The organism is Priestia koreensis (genome assembly GCF_022646885.1).
Classification (GTDB): domain Bacteria; phylum Bacillota; class Bacilli; order Bacillales; family Bacillaceae_H; genus Bacillus_AG; species Bacillus_AG koreensis_A.
The window spans coordinates 1,819,609-1,840,616 of the sequence record NZ_CP061868.1; the positions used below are offsets into that span (position 1 = coordinate 1,819,609).

The 21,008-nt window shown below is 41.4% G+C and carries 23 protein-coding genes and 1 other annotated feature; of the genes, 16 read left to right on the forward strand and 7 right to left on the reverse strand.

Going from position 1 to position 21,008, the window contains the following annotated elements:
* Nucleotides 1–22 precede the first annotated feature (22 nt).
* The 4 genes from IE339_RS09110 to IE339_RS09125 all read left to right on the forward strand — a co-directional run bounded on the left by IE339_RS09110 (nucleotide 23) and on the right by IE339_RS09125 (nucleotide 3,404).
* Nucleotides 23–490: a DinB family protein gene (locus tag IE339_RS09110; protein WP_242175509.1), complete on the forward strand. Its 468-nt coding sequence runs from the start codon at nucleotides 23–25 to the stop codon at nucleotides 488–490.
* A 119-nt stretch (nucleotides 491–609) separates the two neighbouring features.
* Nucleotides 610–850, forward strand: a binding site (T-box leader).
* 56 nt (nucleotides 851–906) lie between these two features.
* Nucleotides 907–2,235: a branched-chain amino acid transport system II carrier protein gene (gene brnQ, locus IE339_RS09115; RefSeq protein ID WP_242175510.1), complete on the forward strand. Its 1,329-nt coding sequence runs from the start codon at nucleotides 907–909 to the stop codon at nucleotides 2,233–2,235.
* Nucleotides 2,228–2,875: a GNAT family N-acetyltransferase gene (locus tag IE339_RS09120; protein WP_242175511.1), complete on the forward strand. Its 648-nt coding sequence runs from the start codon at nucleotides 2,228–2,230 to the stop codon at nucleotides 2,873–2,875. Before brnQ ends, IE339_RS09120 begins: the two co-directional genes overlap by 8 nt.
* A gap of 151 nt (nucleotides 2,876–3,026) precedes the next feature.
* On the forward strand, nucleotides 3,027–3,404 hold the full coding sequence (locus tag IE339_RS09125) for a hypothetical protein (protein ID WP_242175513.1): 378 nt from the start codon (nucleotides 3,027–3,029) through the stop codon (nucleotides 3,402–3,404).
* 36 nt (nucleotides 3,405–3,440) lie between these two features.
* Here IE339_RS09125 and IE339_RS09130 read toward each other — a convergent pair whose 3' ends face one another.
* Nucleotides 3,441–4,316, reverse strand: a complete 876-nt coding sequence (locus tag IE339_RS09130; RefSeq protein ID WP_242175514.1) for an NAD-dependent epimerase/dehydratase family protein — start codon at nucleotides 4,314–4,316, stop codon at nucleotides 3,441–3,443.
* Between the two features lie 333 nt (nucleotides 4,317–4,649).
* Here IE339_RS09130 and IE339_RS09135 point away from each other — a divergent pair, with 333 nt between their 5' ends.
* From IE339_RS09135 to IE339_RS09150, 4 genes are all read left to right on the forward strand, one after another.
* Entirely contained in the window at nucleotides 4,650–5,498 is an 849-nt protein-coding gene (locus IE339_RS09135) for a YitT family protein (protein WP_242175515.1), read from the forward strand.
* Between the two features lie 90 nt (nucleotides 5,499–5,588).
* A complete protein-coding gene (locus IE339_RS09140; protein WP_242175516.1) occupies nucleotides 5,589–6,209 on the forward strand; it encodes a VOC family protein in 621 nt (206 codons plus the stop codon).
* A gap of 158 nt (nucleotides 6,210–6,367) precedes the next feature.
* Complete coding sequence (locus IE339_RS09145; protein WP_242175517.1) at nucleotides 6,368–6,817, forward strand: hypothetical protein; 450 nt, start codon at nucleotides 6,368–6,370, stop codon at nucleotides 6,815–6,817.
* Nucleotides 6,818–6,958: 141 nt separating this feature from the next.
* A complete protein-coding gene (locus IE339_RS09150; protein ID WP_242175518.1) occupies nucleotides 6,959–7,153 on the forward strand; it encodes a hypothetical protein in 195 nt (64 codons plus the stop codon).
* A gap of 47 nt (nucleotides 7,154–7,200) precedes the next feature.
* Here the strand turns inward: IE339_RS09150 and IE339_RS09155 are convergent, their stop codons facing one another.
* The 4 genes from IE339_RS09155 to IE339_RS09170 all read right to left on the reverse strand — a co-directional run bounded on the left by IE339_RS09155 (nucleotide 7,201) and on the right by IE339_RS09170 (nucleotide 10,657).
* Nucleotides 7,201–7,743 (reverse strand): MOSC domain-containing protein, encoded by a 543-nt coding sequence (locus IE339_RS09155; protein ID WP_242175519.1) that lies wholly within the window; start codon nucleotides 7,741–7,743, stop codon nucleotides 7,201–7,203.
* A 141-nt stretch (nucleotides 7,744–7,884) separates the two neighbouring features.
* Nucleotides 7,885–8,325, reverse strand: a complete 441-nt coding sequence (locus IE339_RS09160) for a hypothetical protein (RefSeq protein WP_242175520.1) — start codon at nucleotides 8,323–8,325, stop codon at nucleotides 7,885–7,887.
* A gap of 54 nt (nucleotides 8,326–8,379) precedes the next feature.
* Nucleotides 8,380–8,949 carry a hypothetical protein gene (locus tag IE339_RS09165; protein ID WP_242175521.1) on the reverse strand — a complete coding sequence of 190 codons (570 nt, stop codon included), beginning with the start codon at nucleotides 8,947–8,949 and terminating at the stop codon, nucleotides 8,380–8,382.
* A 91-nt stretch (nucleotides 8,950–9,040) separates the two neighbouring features.
* A complete protein-coding gene (locus IE339_RS09170; RefSeq protein WP_242175522.1) occupies nucleotides 9,041–10,657 on the reverse strand; it encodes an ABC-F family ATP-binding cassette domain-containing protein in 1,617 nt (538 codons plus the stop codon).
* A 307-nt stretch (nucleotides 10,658–10,964) separates the two neighbouring features.
* On the opposite strand from IE339_RS09170, the gene IE339_RS09175 reads away from it, so the two are divergent.
* The 6 genes from IE339_RS09175 (at nucleotide 10,965) to IE339_RS09200 (ending at nucleotide 17,083) form a co-directional block, all read left to right on the forward strand.
* Nucleotides 10,965–12,185 (forward strand): MFS transporter, encoded by a 1,221-nt coding sequence (locus IE339_RS09175; protein ID WP_242175524.1) that lies wholly within the window; start codon nucleotides 10,965–10,967, stop codon nucleotides 12,183–12,185.
* 147 nt (nucleotides 12,186–12,332) lie between these two features.
* A complete protein-coding gene (locus IE339_RS09180; protein ID WP_242175526.1) occupies nucleotides 12,333–13,334 on the forward strand; it encodes an LLM class flavin-dependent oxidoreductase in 1,002 nt (333 codons plus the stop codon).
* 83 nt (nucleotides 13,335–13,417) lie between these two features.
* The gene (locus IE339_RS09185) at nucleotides 13,418–14,254 is read left to right on the forward strand and encodes an STAS domain-containing protein (RefSeq protein WP_242175527.1); all 837 of its coding nucleotides are present in this window, start codon (nucleotides 13,418–13,420) and stop codon (nucleotides 14,252–14,254) included.
* Between the two features lie 70 nt (nucleotides 14,255–14,324).
* On the forward strand, nucleotides 14,325–15,194 hold the full coding sequence (locus IE339_RS09190; RefSeq protein WP_242175528.1) for a GNAT family N-acetyltransferase: 870 nt from the start codon (nucleotides 14,325–14,327) through the stop codon (nucleotides 15,192–15,194).
* 24 nt (nucleotides 15,195–15,218) lie between these two features.
* Nucleotides 15,219–15,533, forward strand: coding sequence for a hypothetical protein (locus IE339_RS09195; RefSeq protein ID WP_242175529.1), 315 nt, complete (start codon nucleotides 15,219–15,221; stop codon nucleotides 15,531–15,533).
* A gap of 218 nt (nucleotides 15,534–15,751) precedes the next feature.
* Nucleotides 15,752–17,083 (forward strand): FAD-dependent oxidoreductase, encoded by a 1,332-nt coding sequence (locus IE339_RS09200; RefSeq protein WP_242175530.1) that lies wholly within the window; start codon nucleotides 15,752–15,754, stop codon nucleotides 17,081–17,083.
* Between the two features lie 73 nt (nucleotides 17,084–17,156).
* Here IE339_RS09200 and IE339_RS09205 read toward each other — a convergent pair whose 3' ends face one another.
* Complete coding sequence (locus IE339_RS09205; protein WP_242175531.1) at nucleotides 17,157–17,600, reverse strand: cupredoxin domain-containing protein; 444 nt, start codon at nucleotides 17,598–17,600, stop codon at nucleotides 17,157–17,159.
* Nucleotides 17,601–17,792: 192 nt separating this feature from the next.
* On the opposite strand from IE339_RS09205, the gene IE339_RS09210 reads away from it, so the two are divergent.
* On the forward strand, nucleotides 17,793–19,874 hold the full coding sequence (locus tag IE339_RS09210) for a DNA topoisomerase III (RefSeq protein WP_242175532.1): 2,082 nt from the start codon (nucleotides 17,793–17,795) through the stop codon (nucleotides 19,872–19,874).
* A 43-nt stretch (nucleotides 19,875–19,917) separates the two neighbouring features.
* Here IE339_RS09210 and IE339_RS09215 read toward each other — a convergent pair whose 3' ends face one another.
* Entirely contained in the window at nucleotides 19,918–20,112 is a 195-nt protein-coding gene (locus IE339_RS09215) for a DUF378 domain-containing protein (RefSeq protein WP_242175533.1), read from the reverse strand.
* Between the two features lie 191 nt (nucleotides 20,113–20,303).
* Here IE339_RS09215 and IE339_RS09220 point away from each other — a divergent pair, with 191 nt between their 5' ends.
* The gene (locus IE339_RS09220; protein ID WP_242175534.1) at nucleotides 20,304–21,005 is read left to right on the forward strand and encodes a metallophosphoesterase; all 702 of its coding nucleotides are present in this window, start codon (nucleotides 20,304–20,306) and stop codon (nucleotides 21,003–21,005) included.
* The last annotated feature ends 3 nt before the right edge of the window (nucleotides 21,006–21,008 follow it).

Sequence of the window (21,008 nt, forward strand, 5' to 3'; positions counted from 1 at the left end):
AAAAGAAGGAGGTCATTTGACCATGAGTAAAGCAGAACTATTCGCAGGAACTTGGATGCGTCATCGCGGCGTATTAGAAGAAATCGTTTCAAAAGTAAAAACAGAAGATTTATCATTTGCCCCTTGGGACGGAGCGCTTACATTTAAAGATCTAGTAATTCACACAGTTGGATCAACTGATTTCTTCGTGACGGCTGTAAAAGATGGAAAAACATCAGCACCAGCAGGCGGACAGCCAGAAATTAATGATGCACAAGCACTTCAACAATTCGTAAAAGACATGACAGCAAAAACAAAAGCAACAATCTTATCATTAGAAGATGCTCAGTTTGAAGCGATGGTAGATGCAACGGTACCATTTGGAACACATATTCCAGGTAGCTCGCTTCTTCATATGATGCGTGATCATGAAATTCACCATAAAGGGCAAATGTTCACATATGGTCGTATGGTTGGTATGGAAACAATGCCATCATTTGTTCAACATTAATCACAAGGCTCTCTGCGAAAGCAGGGAGTTTTTTTAGGTTAAATTGTCAGAAAAAATAAAAAAGTGTTGACAGTACTTTGAGAATTGTGGCATAGTAGCATTATTAAAATTGTTCGAAAATAAAATCGCTGATAAGAACGAGTACATGATGTGTAAAATCTACAGAGAGTTGACACCTTGCTGAAAGTCAATGTTTGAACCGTCATGGAAAATCCTCTTTGAGATGTCATGCTGAAATTAATTCAGAGTAAGCGTGGCCGGATTTCCCCCGTTATGTGGAACGCGTATGTTTGTACGTGACAAAGTGCTATTTTTGTTAAATAGAACTAGGGTGGTATCGCGAGTCAAATCGTCCCTTCATTAGAAGGGGCGATTTTTTTATTTTCGTAATAATGATCCATTAAGGAGGAACAAATATGACAACACTCTCAAGAAAAGAAACCTTCTTTGTAGGTCTAATGCTGTTTGCATTGTTTTTTGGAGCTGGAAACTTAATTTTCCCACCATTTTTAGGCCAACAATCAGGAGCACATTTCTGGTATGCGATTGCAGGATTTATCATTACGGGGGTAGGATTACCGATCTTAACGGTTTTAGCTGTGGCAAAGGCAAAAAACGGCATTCAAACGATTGGGAATCGCGTTCATCCCGTATTTGGAGTCGTCTTTACCGTTATTGTGTATTTAGCGATTGGTCCGTTTATGGGGATTCCGCGCGGTGCAAACGTTGCGTATGAAATGAGCGTGAAACCATTCGTTAGCGAAGGATCAAACACGATGGCTCTGCTGATTTTTACGGTCATCTTTTTCGGACTTGTGTATTGGGTAAGCTTGAATCCATCAAAGCTTGTCGATCGTATCGGTAGTTTGCTGACGCCTGCCTTACTAATCGCCATTGCTGTACTGGGGGTTGGGAGCTTATTAAAACTTAAACAACCGCTTGGCGCAGTAAGCAACAAGTATCAATCTCATCCAGTAATTCACGGGTTCATGGAAGGGTACTTAACAATGGATACGATTGCGGCGTTAGCCTTTGGGATCGTCGTCATTACGGCTATTCGTCAAAAAGGTGTGACCAATCAGCGTGCGATCGTAAAAGGAACGCTGCAATCAGGGTTAATTGCTGGAGTTGGACTTATTCTTGTGTATGTCACAATTGGAGTAATGGGCGCAAAAGCAGGGGCAACACACACTTACAAAGACGGCGCCGCGATCTTGACGACAACGGCTGATCAGCTGTTTAGCGTATGGGGTGTGCTGCTATTAGGGGTTATCGTCCTTCTTGCCTGTTTTACGACATGTGTCGGTCTTGTGGTAGCATGCAGCCAGTATTTTGGAAAGCTGCTTCCGATGGCTTCACATATGATGCTTGTAACCGTGATGACGGTAATCAGTTTTTTAATTGCCAATCTTGGATTAGCGGACATTTTATCATTATCTGTTCCGGTTCTTTCAATGATCTATCCACTGACCATCGTGCTTGTCATTCTTTCCTTCTTCCACGGTTTGTTTAAAGAATCAGCGCGCGGGATTTACAGCGGTGCACTCATTGGAACGATTCTTGTTAGCGTGTATGATGGTCTCGTACAATACGGTGTAAAAAGCGAGTTCTTAACTGATCTGTATGGTCATCTTCCTCTATTTGCGGAGGGGCTAGGATGGCTGATCCCAGCTATAATCGGCGGCTTGTGTGGTTTTCTTGTTAGCCTTCTTTCAAAAAGAGCCGATCAATCTGTTCATGCATAATCACGAAAAGGCGCCTCTTCAGGCGCCTTTTGTATGCACAAAGTGGGAAGATACGCTATCATTAAGAGAGCATCAAGAGAAAGGAAGCGGAAAAATGACCATTCGAGGAGCAAGAAAAGAAGAAGCTGGCGAAATTGCCGGCCTGTTGACGGACATGCTTGGCGATATCGCAAAAGACCAAACGGCTGAGCAGAAACAGGAAAAAGTGGCAGAAGTGCTCGCATCATACATACGATCTGAATTAAATCGATTCAGCTATCACAATATTTGGGTGAAGGAAATAGACAAGCAGGTAGCAGGCGTGATCGTTTGTTACGCGGGTGATGATGCAGCGATCATTGATCAGCCTATTTTGGAATATGTGAGAGCAAAAACAGCTAATGACACATTTATGCTTGATCCCGAAACAGAGGAGGGTGATTACTACGTGGATTCACTCGTTGTTCACCCAGCTTATCGAGGACAAGGAATTGGTTCAGCGCTCCTTCAAAAGGCAGAAGAGCTTTCAGGAGACCTGCGCTTTACGCTAAACGTAGAGCTGGATAATAAAGGAGCGGCTTCCTTATATGAGCGTCAAGGATTCAAACGAGAAAAGAAACGAGATATAAGCGGTCACCATTTTTGGTATATGGTGAAATAATAGATGAACCTTTCTATAAATCGAGGAATGCTCAATTTGTAGAAAGGTTCTTTTAGAATAAAGAAGAGTGGATGGGAAAGGTTCGTCATTCGGCCTTTTATGGTAAAATATGTTATGAGGAGTGGTGGATACCTAAAGGAGGAAGGGTAGAATGAAAAAACGCGTAGTGAAAGGAATTGTGTGGATCATTGGCTTTGTTTTATTTGCTTTTTCAATTAAATTACCAGCACTTGGGTACCAAAATATTACTTCTGCATCAGGTACGTCCGATTATGAAGTCACGTCGTACAGCTGGTATGGAAAGAGGATTAGTCAGGATGTATTTGCAGGAAACAGTGAGCAAGCATTGAACATTTTCCAACACCAGACGATCGTTCAAAAAATGGAAGTGATGATCCTGTTTCTTCTCGTATTAGCGCTTTTTTACTGGTTATTTAGAGAACCGCGAATAAAAATTCTCGCAAGCACCGTCTTAGCTGGAATACTTATAGGTGTGCAGCTCATCGTCGTTCACTATGTTTTTACATAAAAAAACGCTCTACATAAGAGCGCTTTTTTGTATTTATTAATATTCTTTATGAAGCGTTTTGACTAAAGCAGGCATCCATTCGTGAAGATTTAAAAATGCAAATCCGGCATCTTTGGCTTTTTGCGTATTCATCGTCCAGTTATCAGGCACACCAAATGGGGACATGTGCTGATCCTCTGTTGATGACACGACACGTGATTGTTTTCCCGTTATTTCCTCAATCAGCGTAATAAGCTCATCGAGTGAGTAAGCGCCATTTGAACACGCGTTCACAGGACCTGTAAACGTTTCGTGTCCGGCAAAGAAAAGGAAGTCCGCTGCTTCTTGGGACGTAATAAAGGAAAGAGAAGCCTGTTGATTCGGAATTCCGATTGGCAATCCCTCTAACACGTGCTCAACGTGAAAGTGAAGGCGCTTTGTATAATCATCTTCTCCTAGAACAATTGGAAAGCGGACGTACGTAGCAGAAAAAGCACCCGTTTGTTCAAAAATCGCTTCTGCCTGACGTTTTCCTTCTTGGTACGTAAATTCGTCTTGATTTAAATCATAAGCATATGTAGATGAATCAAAATCACCTTCTACTTTCGCATCACCACCGAAGTCATAGACGGAAAGGGTAGAGGTGAAAACATAGCGACCAACGTTGCCTTTAAATACGTCAATCGCACTTTTTGCGTCGTGCGTATTGTAATTAATATTGTCGTACACAATGTCCCATTTTGTATCTTGAAACGCTTCCTTCATTGATTGTGGATTACTTCGATCGATCGTCACTCGATGTACGCGATCACCAAATGCATCCTTTGTTTTCCCACGCGTTGCAACGGTTACATCATAGTCGTGCGTTAACAGCTTTTCTACTAAACGTCGTCCGAAGAAACGTGTTCCTCCGAGTACTAAAACCTTTTTCATGTTCATTCCTCCGATTTCTTTGAATATTCATATAAATTATAGCACGAACGATTAAAAAAGAAGGAGAATCTGCTCTCAAAAAAGAGAAAAGGCCACCGTGTAGGTGACCTGTTTCATTACGCCTGTTTGTTCTGCATGGAGCTGTTTGATAAGAGCAGGCAACAAATTATACGCATTATGAGAACAGGCTAATAGAGGTGTTGGCCTTTTTTATATAGCTGGCAATAAAAATTGTACAACAATTTTTCTCTAGCCTATTTACAAATGGGAAGAGAGGTCCTATAATCAAGAAATTGTAGAACAATCTTAATTGGCTTAGAGGAGAAATGCGGAATGAAGAAAAACATCAAAGAATGGAGCATCTTGACAATTGGTTTATTATTAATTGCCACGTACGTTCATTTTTTCTTAGCACCTAATCAATTGGCAACAGGAGGAACAAGTGGACTCTCCATCATTATTCATCACTATTTTCCTGGCGTTCCAGTAGGGGCTATTATGTTGGGATTTGAACTGGTGTTATTTGTGATCGGATTTATTTTTTTAGGGGCAGCGTTTGGGACAAGAACAGTCTATGCAAGCTTAACGCTGTCATTTTTAGTGTGGGCATTTGATTATTTATTCCCAATGACTGCACCACTTTCAGACGATAAGCTTATTCAGCTTATTTTAGGAATTAGCTTGGACGCGCTAGGTCTAGCTCTTATTTTTAAGCAAAATGCGTCATCAGGCGGCACGGATATTATCGCCATGATTTTAAATAAATATCTTTCGTTAAATATGGGGCTTGCCATGCTCGCGGCAGATAGCTTAATTGCGGCATCATCGTCTCTTGTATTTGGTTTCGAGACGGGTATGTACGCAATTTTTGGCGTCTTTTTTGCTGCGATTATGATTAATTTTGTATTAAAGCAGCTTCAAATTACAAAACAAATTATGATTATTAGCAACCACGGAGAAGAAATTAAGCGATATATTGTAACAGAATTAAAGCGTGGTGCAACGGTTCAAACCGCAAAAGGAGCGTTCACAAACGACTCTAAAGAAGTTATTACAACGGTTCTCTCTCGTAAAGAACTTCTTCGCCTGAAAAAACACTTAATCAACGTCGATCAAAAAGCATTTGTGACGATTCAAGATACGAGTGAAATTTTAGGGAATGGTTTTGCCCGCTCCATCTAAAGGAGTAGAGAAGGATCATTCCGTTACCTGATGCGGCGCTCTTCGTTTCGATCTATACTAACGGTATAAAGAAGAATCGAGGGGAACGAGATGAAAATTTTGCACGTGAACTTAAAAACAACGAATTTAAAACGGATGAAAACATTTTACACCGAACAGCTTCGTCTGCGTCTGTTAAGGAGTGGAAAGCTGTTTTTTACTGTTGAGGTAGGAGAGACGAAGCTAACGTTTGAAGCAGGTGAGGAGCAAACACGCTATCATGTTGCTTTTCGATTAACGACACAAGGATTTAATGCTCTTCAAGATCACCTTGCTTTTCTGCCTAATCCTGAAGGAGAGACGAGCCTATTTTGGAAAGGTCGTCAGCGCTATTTGTATGATCCTGATGGCAATATTTTAGAACTGTTAGAGCGTGAGAGTAAGCTTCAGCGAGATTTTTTAGATATTGGCGAGGTCGGGATGCCTAGTGATGATGTTTCCGAATTTGCGGCCTTTTTACGTCCCATCGAGACTAGCTTAGAAGCAAAAGGAGATGCGTTTCGATTTTATGGAGACGAAACGGGTGTGCTTGTACTTGTGAAAGTAGGGCGCCCCTGGTATCCGACGATGGATGAGGCGACTATTTCGCCCATTCATCTAGAAATTAGAGGAAGGGAAGAGCAGCTTCTTACTCATCCAAAGTATCCTTATACCATCGTCGTAACGAAATAAAAGCAACGATTAAAAAGCTCGCTTTGATCGATCAAAGTGAGCTTTTTGTGTTGAAGAATATATTTCTATAACACACTATTTGACCCAACAATTTGTAGCGAAAAGAGGGTTTTCTTCGTTAAAGTTGAATAATTACAAAATATGTTAGGAGGTGTCTTGTGAGAAAGAAAGTCACAATTTTATCTCTACTACTCATATTTACGGTTTTTTCATCTGTGCACGCATTATCGTGGGCGATTAATTTTGTTGTTTGGAAAGGAAAAGTCTATGAAGTCAAACAAGCGGAACCGATTAAAAACAATAGAATTGGCCACGTCATTGGACAAGTAAAGACCAAGCCCGATGATATGACGGGGGAGTACTATGGAAATGCTTCAAATTTTTATCCGATCGGAACGAAATACTATGAAATAAAAGGGGTATCAACTTCACATGTCATTGCGATCAAACATGACAATCAGTGGGTAAAGGCTATTTATGTTTACAAAGCACCTTTTCACATAATGAATCTTTTAACGAACCCAATGTTCATTTTTTCTATTCCACTACTTGCATTGATTTTAATCGGATTTATATTCCGAGTGAAAAAGCTAAGAATCCATACATAACATATGCTTATCCTATTGTATGTAGTATTTCTTCTATTTTTGTCACTCGTACTGGGGTACTACAGCCAGATAAAGGCCACAATCATTTTTTAGCAAAGGGGGAAACAGCAATACTGATGGAGAAGCAAGAGAAAATTTTAGATGAGCTTAGAGAAATTAAGCGATCATTATGGGACGTACATAGACGAATGGATGAACTTGAAAAAAAAGCAAAAGAAGCCATTTCTATTGTGGGACATGATCAGGTCTCTTTTGATTGGCTTTTTCGCTGTTGGACCTGCAATTATTGTCGTGATGGTTTTGTGGCAGCTTGTAATGAATTGGGCGGGGCTATAAGCAGTTAAGAAAAAGGAAGGTGTGAACACTTCACACCTTCCTTTTTCTTATACTTTTTCAAGCGATCGATGTGGCAGAGAGGGGAGTTCGGCAATAATTCGATCTCCGATTTGTACCGTTCCTCCTTCAAGAACAATGCTCATAATACCCGCTTTTCGAACGAGATTTCCTTGTTCATCGTGATCCAAGACAGCCTGCATGAGGCCCGATTGAAAGTCGTTGATTTGTTGACATGGGTTGCGAAGTCCCGTTACTTGGATAATGGCTGAATCACCAATATGTAGAAGGGTATCAGTCGGAAGAGACAGAAGATCAATTCCTGAAGTCGTAATGTTTTCTCCGAGTTCACCTGGTTCAACATGATAGCGGTCTTGTAAATCATGAAACAGCTCTTGATGAATAAGATGAACTTGTCGCAAATTAGGCTGATGGGGATTTTGTGCCACTCTTGAGCGGTGCTTGACAGTGACTCCTGCATGCGCGTCTCCGTCTACTCCAATTCCTTTTAAAAGGGTAATAGAGGCACATGAATGTTTGCTAAAACTATGAGAGGAGCTTTTACTCACACTGATGACGGTTCCCTTATGCATCGAACATCATCCGTTCTTTTTGCTATTTACAGTTTATGTTAACTGTATAAATTGAGTATATAGAGAAAAATCGCTTCTTCCTATCAAAATGCTCAATCATACGGATGGTGCGCACCTATAGACAGACGCGATGACTTGCGTTTACGGAGCGGTTTCCTCAACATTCAGCTGTTCATAAAAAGCGTTAACGATTGGGTCTAGATCAGGTTCTGTATGATAGTAATGTCCGTCTACATTTGTCGTACTGAAAGAAAAAATGGTTTTTTTATCGTTATAGAATGTAACGTTGTACGTAAACCCTACTCGTCTTTCTTGATTTTCGTCAGGGATGAACTGAATGCACTTGATGCTGTTCATAAAAGACGTGATGTTTTGTTTGTCCGTAAGCGTTTTTTTGGCACCTGATGATCCATTAAGGATGGCTATTTTCGATACGTGATCAAAACCCTTTGGATAAAATTGTGAAAGAGTTTTCGTTTCGAGCTTTTCTTCGTGTAATACGGCTACCCCCTCGAACTGATGAACGCACAACACAACGAGTATAGCGACCAACCCAACGATAAGCAATACACGCCTCACCATTATTTCTGCCTCCTCCATCGTTTAAAACGTATGTATAGAAAGACCAACATCCATTTACTTTACATCAAATGAAATAAAGGTACTGAGCGGCTTGCTAAGCTGCTTTGCTCCTTTTTCAACAGAAAACTGTGCTTCGGCATGCAAAATGTAGTGTCCCTTTGGCATAGAGCCTTTTGCTATTTGTTTGGCAAAATTAATTTTTTCCTTGGAATCATCTGGACTATAGCCCGCAAAAGGATGAAAAGTTTTGTGAAAAGGTTTTTCCTTTTTGAAAGGGACGCCCATTGATAAGGGAAGAGGAATGGCCGGACGGAATTTATATCCTCGTGTCGTTTCTTCGAGCTTCGTGAATGTAATGGGGGAATATCCGTATGAGATCGTTACGTCTTTTTTGTTTCCGACATATGCTAGTTCTGCATAGATATCCGGCTTTTCTCCCCGAACATAGCTTGCCTTTTTCGAGACCACTTTGAAAACAAAATCGCCTTCCTGCACTTGTTTTTGAATGTCTTTTTGAACATGTTCTTTGCTTTCGGTTGGTTTGGCTTCTGATGGTGCTGATGTACAGGCGCTCATAAGCAACATGCTGCTAGTCAGAAGCACAATCCCTAACTGTTTTTTCATAAAAAAACCTCCTTATCGGAACATTAGACGGAGGTGAGGAGGAAAAAGTTACAAAAAAAGAGAAGATCTCGAAGATCTTCTCACTTTTTTATTAATAGATCGCTTTTACTTGTGCTTGAACAGAAGAATCGTCTAAATATTCATCGTAAGACACTTGTTTATCAACCATGCCGTTTGGTCCGATTTCAATAATGCGGTTAGCAATTGTTTGAACGAACTGATGGTCATGAGATGTGAATAGCATTGCGCCTTTGAATGCGATTAAGCCGTTATTTAGCGCTGTAATTGATTCAAGGTCTAAATGGTTTGTTGGCTCATCTAAAAGTAAGATGTTTGATCCGCTTAGCATCATTTTTGACAGCATGCAGCGAACTTTTTCGCCCCCAGAAAGAACGCTTGATTTTTTCAACACATCTTCACCAGAGAATAGCATTCTTCCTAGGAATCCACGTAGGAAGCTTTCACTTTGGTCGTTCGGTGAGTATTGACGTAACCAATCAACAAGCGTCATATCGTTTCCTTCAAAATAAGCAGAGTTATCGTTCGGGAAGTACGCTTGAGATGTTGTAACGCCCCATTTGAATGAACCGCTATCGGGCTCCATTTCACCCATTAGAATTTTAAGAAGCGTCGTTTTCGCAATTTCATCGTGACCAACTAACGCAATCTTGTCTTCTTTATTCACAATAAAGCTTACGTTGTTCAATACTTTTACGCCGTCGATTGTTTTGCTTAATCCTTCTACGCGAAGCACGTCGTTTCCGATTTCACGTTCAGGCGTGAAGTTTACGTACGGGTAGCGACGAGAAGATGGACGAATATCATCCAGCGAGATTTTATCAAGCAATTTTTTACGAGACGTTGCTTGTTTGGACTTCGATGCGTTGGCACTAAAGCGCGCAATGAAGTTTTGAAGCTCTTTAATTTTCTCTTCTTTCTTCTTGTTTGATTCCTGTGTCAATTTAAGCGCTAATTGACTAGATTCATACCAGAAGTCATAGTTCCCAACGTAGATTTGAATTTTTCCAAAGTCTAAGTCGGCAATGTGTGTACACACTTTGTTTAAGAAGTGACGGTCATGGGATACAACAATAACCGTGTTCTCAAAGTTAATAAGGAATTCCTCTAGCCATTTAATTGCTTGCATGTCTAAATGGTTGGTAGGCTCATCGAGAAGAAGAACGTCTGGTTTACCAAATAGTGCTTGTGCAAGCAATACTTTTACTTTGTCTGAACCTGTTAGGTCAGCCATTAGTTTTGTGTGAAGATCTTCGCCGATACCAAGACCTTTTAAGAGAATCGCTGCTTCAGATTCTGCTTCCCAACCGTTCAGCTCAGCAAATTCACCTTCAAGCTCAGCCGCACGCATGCCGTCTTCATCTGTAAAGTCTGCTTTCATGTAGATCGCATCTTTTTCTTGCATAACTTCATAAAGGCGGCTGTGGCCCATGATTACCACTTTTAATACTTCATGCTCTTCGTACTCAAAGTGGTTTTGCTTTAGGACAGCAAGGCGTTCACCAGGACCCAAGTGTACATCACCACTTTGTGCTTCAATTTCACCAGATAAAATTTTCAAGAACGTTGATTTGCCTGCACCGTTCGCTCCAATTAGACCGTAGCAGTTACCAGGCGTGAATTTAATATTTACATCTTCAAACAGCTTGCGGTCACCATAGCGCAAGCCAACATTATTTACAGTAATCATATAAGTTAATTCCTCCAAGACTAATATCTACGAAATTATATCATTAAATAGAAGGAAGATGAAGTACATGAAGAGAAAAGCTGACAGAAGAGGCAAAAATAATTGTCTATCTGCTCCTATAAAGAGTGTTTCGTGCTTGATTATGCTGAAACATACAAAAAGATTATTTGGATGGAAAATCAAAAAATGGATTACGATTCCTTTTTCTTTTTGTATAATGAAATGGTGCTTTAGGGAGTTAACTTTTCGTTTTTCGAAATATACATAACGGTAATCATTTATCGTAAGGGGAAGAAGGGAATGTAGGATGCAAGTCGTCACCAAAGCGGATGCTGCACCAAAACAGATGGTGTATCAAATTTTATTTGCGATTAGTGCAGGGCACTTATTAAATGATTCCATGCAAGCAGTTGTACCTGCTGTTTTTCCTATTTTAGAGAAGTCAATGAACTTATCGTATGCGCAAATTGGCTGGATTGCGTTTGTGCTCAATATGACTTCGTCGCTGCTTCAGCCGGTATTCGGCTATTATGCCGATCGGAAGTCATCACCATTTTTACTGCCGCTTGGCATGTTTTTTAGTTTGATCGGCATGATTGGACTTGCGCTTGCCCCCCATTTTTATGTTGTGCTCGCTTCTGTACTCTTTATTGGGCTTGGGTCAGCTATTTTCCACCCAGAAGGCTCTCGGGTTGCATATATGGCGTCTGGTCCTAAACGAGGGCTAGCGCAGTCTATTTATCAAGTAGGTGGAAATACGGGGAATTCGCTTGCGCCTGTTTTTACGGCTCTTGTCTTTCTGCCCCTCGGTCAAAGGGGAGCCCTATGGTTTACGGGCCTTGCCGCACTTGGCATTATGGTTCTTTGGTACGTATCCACTTGGTATCGCGGACAGCTCGCACAGGGGGTAGCCACAAAAAAACGACCGCAATCAGCTGTTCCTGCAGGCAACATTAGCCGTTCAGTGAAGATGGCAATCGGACTCCTAATCTTTTTAGTGTTTGCTCGTTCTTGGTACGGAGCAGGTATTTCAAGCTTTTATCAGTTCTACTTACGCGAACATTATGACATTACGATTAAGCATGCGCAGACGTACATCTTTATTTTTATGATGGCGGGCGTGTTAGGAACGTTTTTTGGTGGTCCGCTCGCAGATCGCTTTGGAAAACGAAACGTGATTTTGTTTTCGATGATCGGCTCAGTGCCACTTACGCTACTTTTGCCGCACGTTTCTCTTGCGATGGTCATACCGCTTCTGTTCCTTATTGGATTCATCCTGTCGTCAAGCTTTAGCGTTACTGTAGTATACGCACAGGAGCTGCTTCCGGGGCGAATTGGAATGGTATCAGGGTTAATTGTGGGTCTTGCATTTGGCATGGGAGCGCTCGGTTCGGTTGTATTAGGAAATCTAGCCGACCTTTTTAATCTTCGCTTTATTATGATTTTTTGTAGCGTGCTACCTGTGCTTGGTGTACTGACCTGGCTTTTACCGAGCGATGAAAAAATTAAACAAATGTATGCGTCATAGAGGGAGTTCATAGGGCACATACTAACAGAAAAACGGCGATCATTTACGTGCGCCGTTTCTTTGTGTTGAGCAGGCTAATTCCTTTTCTTTCCCCTTAAAAAAGAGCTATAGTGAAACAACACGATATGGAAGACAGGAGGTCGCATCATGATACGGTTAGGTGTCTTAGATCAAACACCCATTTCAAACGGACAAACACCAAGCGATGCATTTGGTCAAAGCGTGGAGCTAGCACAGTGGGCAGAGAGACTCGGGTATGAGCGATACTGGCTCGCTGAGCATCATAACACATCCGGACTAGCTGGAACGTCTCCTACGCTACTCATGACCCATATTGCATCAAAAACAGAGAGCATTAAGGTAGGCTCAGGGGGTGTTTTACTCCCGCAGTATAGCCCGTTTAAAGTAGCAGAAGATTTTCACGTGATGGAAACGCTATTTCCTGGTCGCGTTGAGCTAGGAATTGGCCGTTCACCAGGCGGAGGAAATACAACCCGTCTAGCTCTAACAGATGGAATTCGAAGAAGCATGAATGAGTTTCCGCGTCAGGTAGCGGATTTGCAGTATCATTTGCATAACCGTCTACCAAGCGATCATGAATTTGCGGGAGTGATCGCAAATCCTAAAACGGAACAGCAGCCAGAGATTTGGCTACTCGGAATTAATCAGCGCAGTGCCCGTCTTGCAGCTGAACAAGGCACCGCTTTTACATTTGGCCACTTTATTAATCCTACGGCGGGAGAAGAGGCGATTGACTATTATTACGAGCATTTTCAGCCTTCTTTTGCACAAAGTGAGCCACATGTAAACGTATGTGTGTTTGTCGTTTGTGCACCAACGGATGAAGAAGCAGAATACCACGCAAAAAGTCTCGACTTGTGGCTATTAAAAGTCGAAAATGGACTTGATACACGTGTTCCAAGCCCTGAAGAGGCAAGAGACAGGGTATACAGCGAGCGCGACCGTGAAAAGGTTGCGAAAAATCGACGCCGTATGATTGTTGGAGACCCAGAAAAAGCGGCAAGAGAACTAGCAGAGCTACAGAAGCGCTACCAAACGGATGAATTTTTAATTATTACGAATATCTATGATTTTGAGGCGAAAAAACGCTCGTATGAACTACTAGCAGAGGCCGTTAAAAATGGGTAACGTACTCATTTCACCCCTTAAAGAGGAGAAAAGTGTTAGAATACCTATAGAGCTTGTAAACTAGTAGATGGTGGGGAAAAGACATGAGCGACTATATGATAAGTATAAGTAAAAAGATCTTGGAACAAAAAGAGGAACTCGCACAGAGAATTACAGATGAACAAAACAAACGATATCCAGATCAGCTATTACCGATGGCAGAGAGCTTTTATCCTTTACGCGTGGAGCTGGTCACACTTTATGCGAATGCCCTTGTTTTAACTGAGGATGAACGTACGCGTCAGGTTGAGGAATGGGGATTGCAGTCAGGTCGTCAATGTGCAGAGATGAACGCGACGCTAGATGCGATGTTAAACGAGGTTCCTCAATACCGCCGTTTTATTGGAGAAGTCGTACAGGAGGAAGGAATCCATTTAAATTTATCTCTTCCGCAGTTTTATCATGCGATTTCACTTCTCGATCGAACAGTAAATGAAGTGGTGTATTATTTTAGCCTTCCGTTCGTCAATTTCCACAGTGAACAAATTGAGCAATCACGAAACGCCATGATGGAGCTATCGGTACCCGTCGTTCCCATTGTTGAAGGAGTGGCCGTGCTTCCCGTTGTCGGAACCATTGATACATATCGTGCCAAGCTTTTACTAGAGCATGCGCTTGAACAAAGTGTACAGCTGAAGCTTTCTTACTTCGTGCTTGATTTATCTGGTGTTCCAATCATTGATACATATGTAGCGCAGCAGCTTTTTCAAATTATTGATTCGTTAAAATTAATCGGCGTAGACGCTATGGTCAGTGGAATTACTCCTGATATTGCCCAAACAGTTGTGAACCTTGGCATCAACTTTGGTCAAACCAAAACGTTCTCGAGCCTTCAACAAGCGCTCGGAAACATTGGCCTAAATTTTCAGAGCGTTCAGTAGACCTTTTGCTTAAAGTCATGTATATGGTTGAACATATAAAAAGTCCGATTGATCTACAGGGGGTATGGGGATGTTTACGGTGAAACGAATGGCTGATTGTACGCTTACAGAAGCGGTACAGGCGTGGAATGAAGGATTTGAGGGGTATTATTTTAATATGACCATGACCCCTGATTCGTTTTTAAAACGGCTTGGCACATATGGGTTATCTGCCACACATTCTGTTGTAGCGTTTGATGGGGATCAGCCTATCGGACTTGTTGTGAATGGAATACGTACAGCAAAAGGAATTAAACTTGCTTACAACGGTGGCACAGGGGTAAAAATGAGTTATCGAAATGATGGCGTTGGTCAGCTTTTGATGGACGAGGTGCTGGAAATCTATCAAAGAGAGAACGTCCAGCTTGCAACGCTTGAGGCCATTAAAGAAAATGAGCGGGCAATTTCTCTTTATAGGAAGAAGGGGTATGAGATTGTTGATTATGTCGATCACTATCAGGCAATGAATTTCACTCCGATAATCGTAGCTGATTCACCCTATACGTACATGAACGCTTATAAATGGGAGGTAACGTCCCTTGATTTTTATAATGAACGAGCGCCGTGGCAGACGCAGTGTGATCATATACCCGACGCACAGTACGTTCTAGCAAAAGATGAAAGAGGCGAGGTAGTCGGTTATGCGGTGTATCGCTCAGCAGTTGATCCCGATAAGAAAAAGCTGATCACTACGCTGATGCAGTGTGAAGTGAACGAAGGGAACCAGCAGCGAACGTGCTACGATGGATTATTGACCCAACTGTTTCATCCTTCTAAAGAGATGATTCGTCTAGCAGCCTGTATTCAACAATCGAATGAGACGTTAACAGAAGCACTAGCTGATTGGGGATTTGAGAGAACGGTAGAGCAAGTGTATATGGTAAAGACAATATCATCATGAACAAATATGAAAGAGGGATTAAAAGTGGCAGGGGCAATTGAACAATTATTGCAAACACAGCTTGAAAAAATGGTGTATGAGATGCGCTATGATTTTCTACATGAAAAAAATGATGAAGGGGAAATGCTTTGTCAGATCGTTACGCGGGATGATTCAGGCGATATTCTAGCAACACCTTTAAGCTTTCAGCTAGACATTAATGAAGACGCTGGAAAAGGCGAAGTTATTTTTTATCATAGCAGTGGCGAATTTCACCGGGAGCGTGTGGACATTGCACAGACGGAAACGATTTTAAACGTGATTCGTTTTGTGCAAAATCGCCTACGCTTAAATGAGTAAGAGAGGGCAGAGGTGCTCTCTCTTTTTTTGTAAGATAAGATTGTAAATAAAAAGAATAAATTACCACTAAAAAGATATGTGAAAAACTTCACATATGCCTTGATTTTTAAAAGGGATCGTCCTATAATGAAAACTGTAAACGATATGTGAAACATTTCACATAAACTTGTGAAAAACTTCACAATCATACTTTTTCTTATTACAAGGAGGACTTTTTCATGAAAGTAGCAGTCATTGGTTGTACACATGCCGGAACAGCGGCGGTCAAAAATATTGCAACACTATACCCAGAAGCTGAGGTTACCGTATATGAGCGAAATGACAATGTGTCATTTTTATCGTGTGGTATTGCACTTTACGTAGGAGGAGTGGCAAAAGACGCAAATGGACTTTTCTACTCATCACCTCAAGAGCTTGAGTCAATGGGTGTCTCAATGAAAATGAAACATGAAGTCCTATCGATTGATACAAATGAAAAACGAATTACAGCGAAAAACTTAGAAACCGGTGAACAAATCGAAGATACATTTGATAAGCTTGTTATGACAACAGGTTCTTGGCCAATCATTCCGCCAATTGACGGAATTAAGCTAAATAACATCGTGTTATCGAAAAACTTTCACCATGCAAATAACATCATTGAAAAAGCAAAAGAAGCGAAAAAAATTACGGTCATCGGTGCTGGATACATTGGTGTAGAACTTGTAGAAGCATTTGAGAAATACGGTGCGGAAGTTACGCTAATTGACGGAGAAGAGCGCATTTTAAATAAATATCTAGATCGTGAATACACGGATTTAATTGAAGATGAGTTTAGAAAACGAAACGTTACGCTAGCGCTCAATCAAACGGTGACAAAGTTTGAAGGCGAAAACGGTGATGTTTCCAAAGTGATTACAACAAAAGGTGAATATGAAGCAGATCTTGTTATCTTGTGTGTGGGCTTCAAACCAAACACTGGGCTTTTAAAAGGTCAAGTTGATATGTTAGATAACGGAGCCATTGTTGTTAATGAGTATATGCAAACAAGTAATCCTGACGTATATGCTGCAGGTGACAGCTGTGCCGTGAAATACAATCCAACTGGTGAACACATGTATATTCCGCTTGCGACAAATGCGGTGCGCATGGGAACATTAGTAGCCAAAAATCTAGTAAAACCAAGTATTCGTTACATGGGCACACAAGGGACATCAGGTCTTCACATTTATGACTATAGCATGGCATCTACAGGTGTTACTGAAACATCTGCTAAACTTTTAAATATGAATGTGAAAAGTATCACAATCACAGAAAACAATCGACCTGAGTTTATGCCAACGTACGAGCCGATTATGCTAAAAGTAACGTACGAAGAGGAAACAAGTCGCATTGTGGGTGCGCAAATTATTTCAAAAGTAGACGTGACCCAAGCAATTAATACGATTTCAGTCGGTATTCAAAAAGGTCTAACGATTGAAGAGCTTGGCTTTGTGGACTTCTTCTTCCAACCACACTTTAATAAACCTTGGAACTTCTTGAATCAAGCTGGACTACAGGCACTCGCATAAGCACGAAAAAGAGGCTAGGATCTTCCTAGCCTCTTTTTTCATTCTTCATTTTATTAATAGAACGGATTTTTTATTAATCCACCACAATATAAGCAATCATCGGTCCGTTATGAGCTATGTCTGAATGAGTGGTGCAAATTAAACGATAAGTACCTTCTTTGTTAAAGCGAAGGTTGACAACGGTTTCTTTTCCTTTTGTCACCATCCCTTTAATCGTGGTGCCTTCAATTTTAAACGGATGCTCTTTTCCGTTGACACCGTAGAGGCTCAGCTTAATATTCTCGTCTTTTGGTACGACGATTGTCCCAGGGTCCCAGCGATAGGCTTCAATTTCTTTGCCATCACTGGTCGTCGTTTTAAATTCGCCTGTTACCATATTGATCACGTATTCTTTTTGCGGTTTGCCAGTCGTTGCAACACTATCAGGCTTCAGTAATAACCATGCACCGCAAACGGCCACAGCAAAAGCCAAAGCAAACGCGATCAGTCGTTTTTTCGTAATAACCAAAAACTTCATTATCTTCACTCCTTTTTGAAAGATGCTTGTTTTATATGTATGCATGTACCAGTAGGAGACTTGTCTGTTTTTTTACATAGAAAAAGAAAATGTCCGCACAATCGAGAGCGCTCCTTATCCCTACGGTTAAAAATACTGGAGAAGTCACTCATTTACGTTATAATGGAGAAAGTGAATTGGAGGTATATAGAAATGAAATCATTAGTACTCGCTGAAAAGCCAAGCGTTGCTCGTGAAATTGCACGTGTACTTGGCTGTAATGATAGTAAAAAAGGATACATAGAAGGACCAAAGTATGTCGTTACGTGGGCATTGGGTCATTTAATTGAATTAAAAACACCGGAAGATTACGATAACCGTTATAAAACGTGGAAATTAGAAGACTTACCGATTATTCCAAAAGAAATGAAGCTAAAAGTGATTGGTAAAACAAGTCCGCAGTTTCGCACGGTATCGGATTTAGCGAAACGAAAAGACATAAAAGAACTTATTATCGCAACCGATGCAGGGCGTGAGGGAGAGCTTGTGGCGCGCTGGATTATGGAGAAAGTCCGCTGGAATAAGCCGTTTAAACGCTTATGGATTTCGTCCCAAACCGACCAAGCCATTCGTCAAGGATTTCAAAACCTAAAGCCTGGGAAAGAGTTTGATCGTCTGTATGAATCAGCCGTTTGTCGTTCAGAAGCTGATTGGTTGATCGGTCTAAACGTGACGCGCGCGATGACAACGAAGTATGAAGAGCCGCTGTCAGCAGGTCGTGTTCAAACGCCAACGCTTGCGATGATTTTACAGCGTGACAAGGAAATCGGAAAATTTGTCCCTAGCGAATACTGGACGCTATCAGCAAATCTCGGTAAGTTCGGAGCAATGTGGGAACGAAATCAAGAAAAGCGTTTATTTGATAAGGAAGAAGCGGAGCGTATCGAGAAAAAAGTAGCAAATCAACAAGCAAAAGTGGTGAAGGTCAATCGTAAAATCGCAAAAGAAGCGCAGCCGCTGCCTTACGATTTGAATGAATTACAGCGTGATGCCAATAAACGCTACGGCTTCTCTGCTAAAAAAACGCTAAGCGTATTACAAAAGCTGTATGAACAGCATAAGCTTGTCACATATCCGCGCACAGATTCTCGCTATTTAACGACGGATATGGTGGACACAATGAAAGAGCGACTGCAAAATATTGTCGGCTCTTATAAAGAAGAAGTTCGTCCAATTCTTCAAAATCCTACGCTACCAAAACGCGTAGTAAACAACGAAAAAGTGAGTGATCATCATGCCATTATCGTTACGGATCAACCGCTATTTTTACGTGATTTATCACAGGATGAACGCAAATTGTACGATTTAATTGCCAAGCGATTTATTGCGCTGTTTTATCCTCCTTATCAATATGAAGCAATCCGAATGGAGCTCGATCTGAACGGAGAGCGTTTTGTCGCAAAAGGAAATCGCGTCATGGATCTAGGATTTAAAAAGGTGATTGGAAAAGACGGTGAGGAGAAGGAAAGTACGCTTCCACCCGTTGAAGAAGGACAAATGCTTAGCGTTCAGGACGTGCAGCTAAAAAGTGCGTTCACAGAGCCGCCACAGCGTTATACGGAAGCTGATTTATTAGGAAAAATGGAAAAGCATAATCTCGGTACACCGGCTACGCGTGCGGATATTATTGAGAAGCTTTTGCATGGTGAATCCATTGAACGTCAAAACAATCGTCTGTTCCCAACGAAAAAAGGAAAGCAGCTCATTGATCTTGTCGCAGATGAATTAACGTCACCAGAGCTTACAGCGAAGTGGGAACGTGATCTAGAAGCGATTGCGAAAGGAAAAGGAAATGCGCGTGAGTTTTTAGCAAACATTCGTAAGCAAACGGAAAAACTCGTATCTGAAGTGAAGATGAGTAGCAAAGAGTATCGCCCGCACAACTTAACAGGCTCTAAATGTCCAGATTGCGGTGAGTTTTTGAAAGAAAAGAAAACGAAGCAAGGGCGTATGCTTATTTGTTCAAGCCGTGATTGTAGTTACAAGCGTGCCAAAGATCCGAAGCTTTCTAACCGTCGTTGTCCACAGTGTCATAAGCGTATGGAAATTCATAACGGAAAAGCAGGAACCTATTTCCAATGTCGTATGTGTCAAGTGGTGGAAAAAGCGGAAGATAAGAAGAAAAAGGTGACAAAGCGCGAGGAGCGTCAGCTGATGAAAAAGTACAGTGATGACAGCGCATTTGGTTCAAGTCTTGGCGATGCATTAAAACAAGCGTTGCAAAATAAGAAGTAAAGAAAAAAGATCTGACGTCGCATATACGTCAGATCTTTTTTTGCTATTTTCCTTTTAAAAAGCGGTCATATAACACGTAGACAGCAGAAAGACCGATAGCCCAGTATACAATGTCAACGAGTGTAGGAGATGATCCAAATAACTTTGTCACAAGATTAAAGTCAAGAGACACGAATAACCAGTTGAGTCCACCGATAATAAGCAACACGCTTGCGAGCATGGAAATAAATTTTGTCATGTTTCATTCACCTCTTTTTTTGTAAGCGCTTTCTATATAAAATATGAGAAAGAGAAGGGTTTGGCGCCAAAAGAAAAGAAAATCCTTCCTTTGAACTAGGGGAATTGCGGTGGTTACGGTATTTTTCTCTCTGCCTTTGCTTCATAATATGCTACACTAGGGGTACCGATAGAGTAGAGAGAAGGGTCTTGATGAGAAAATTCGTAATAAGTGATATTCACGGAAGCTATCGTGAGATGATGCAGCTATTTGAACACGCTGCGTTTGATCCTGAAACCGATCAGCTTGTTGTGGTAGGAGATATGATGAATCGTGGTCCAGATAGCGGCCCCGTATTAAAAGAGATTAAGAGACTTCATGAAACGTACGAGAACGTGCACGTAACGATTGGAAATCATGAAGAGATGATGCTTTGGTACATAGGGAATATTCTTGATATGTGGCTTCAATTTGGCGCAAAGGAAGCAGCAGATAGCATTAATGAGACATTTTCAGAGCCGGGAGAAGTGGCTGATCTGCTAGAATGGCTTCGAACATTGCCGATGAGATGGGATGATGACGAATATGTATACAGCCATGCAGGGTTTGAAATTCCATACGGTGATACAAATCGTGAAAATCTGTGGATGAAGCGCAAAGATCTGTATCGCTATAGCAAGCAGCAAATTTTAGATGAAACGGGTGGGAAAACGCTCGTTCACGGGCATACGCCAATTGCGGCCGTAACGTTCGACGGGGCGAGACTTGCGATCGATTTAGGTGCACAAGTCGTATCCAAGCGCCCAAAATTGGCACTCGTTGAGCTGACAGAGTTTGTAGCGCACGTGTATGATTTTGATCAAGAAATGATTACAACAGAACCGATTAAACGAGGAACACGTTCCCGCCGATAATAA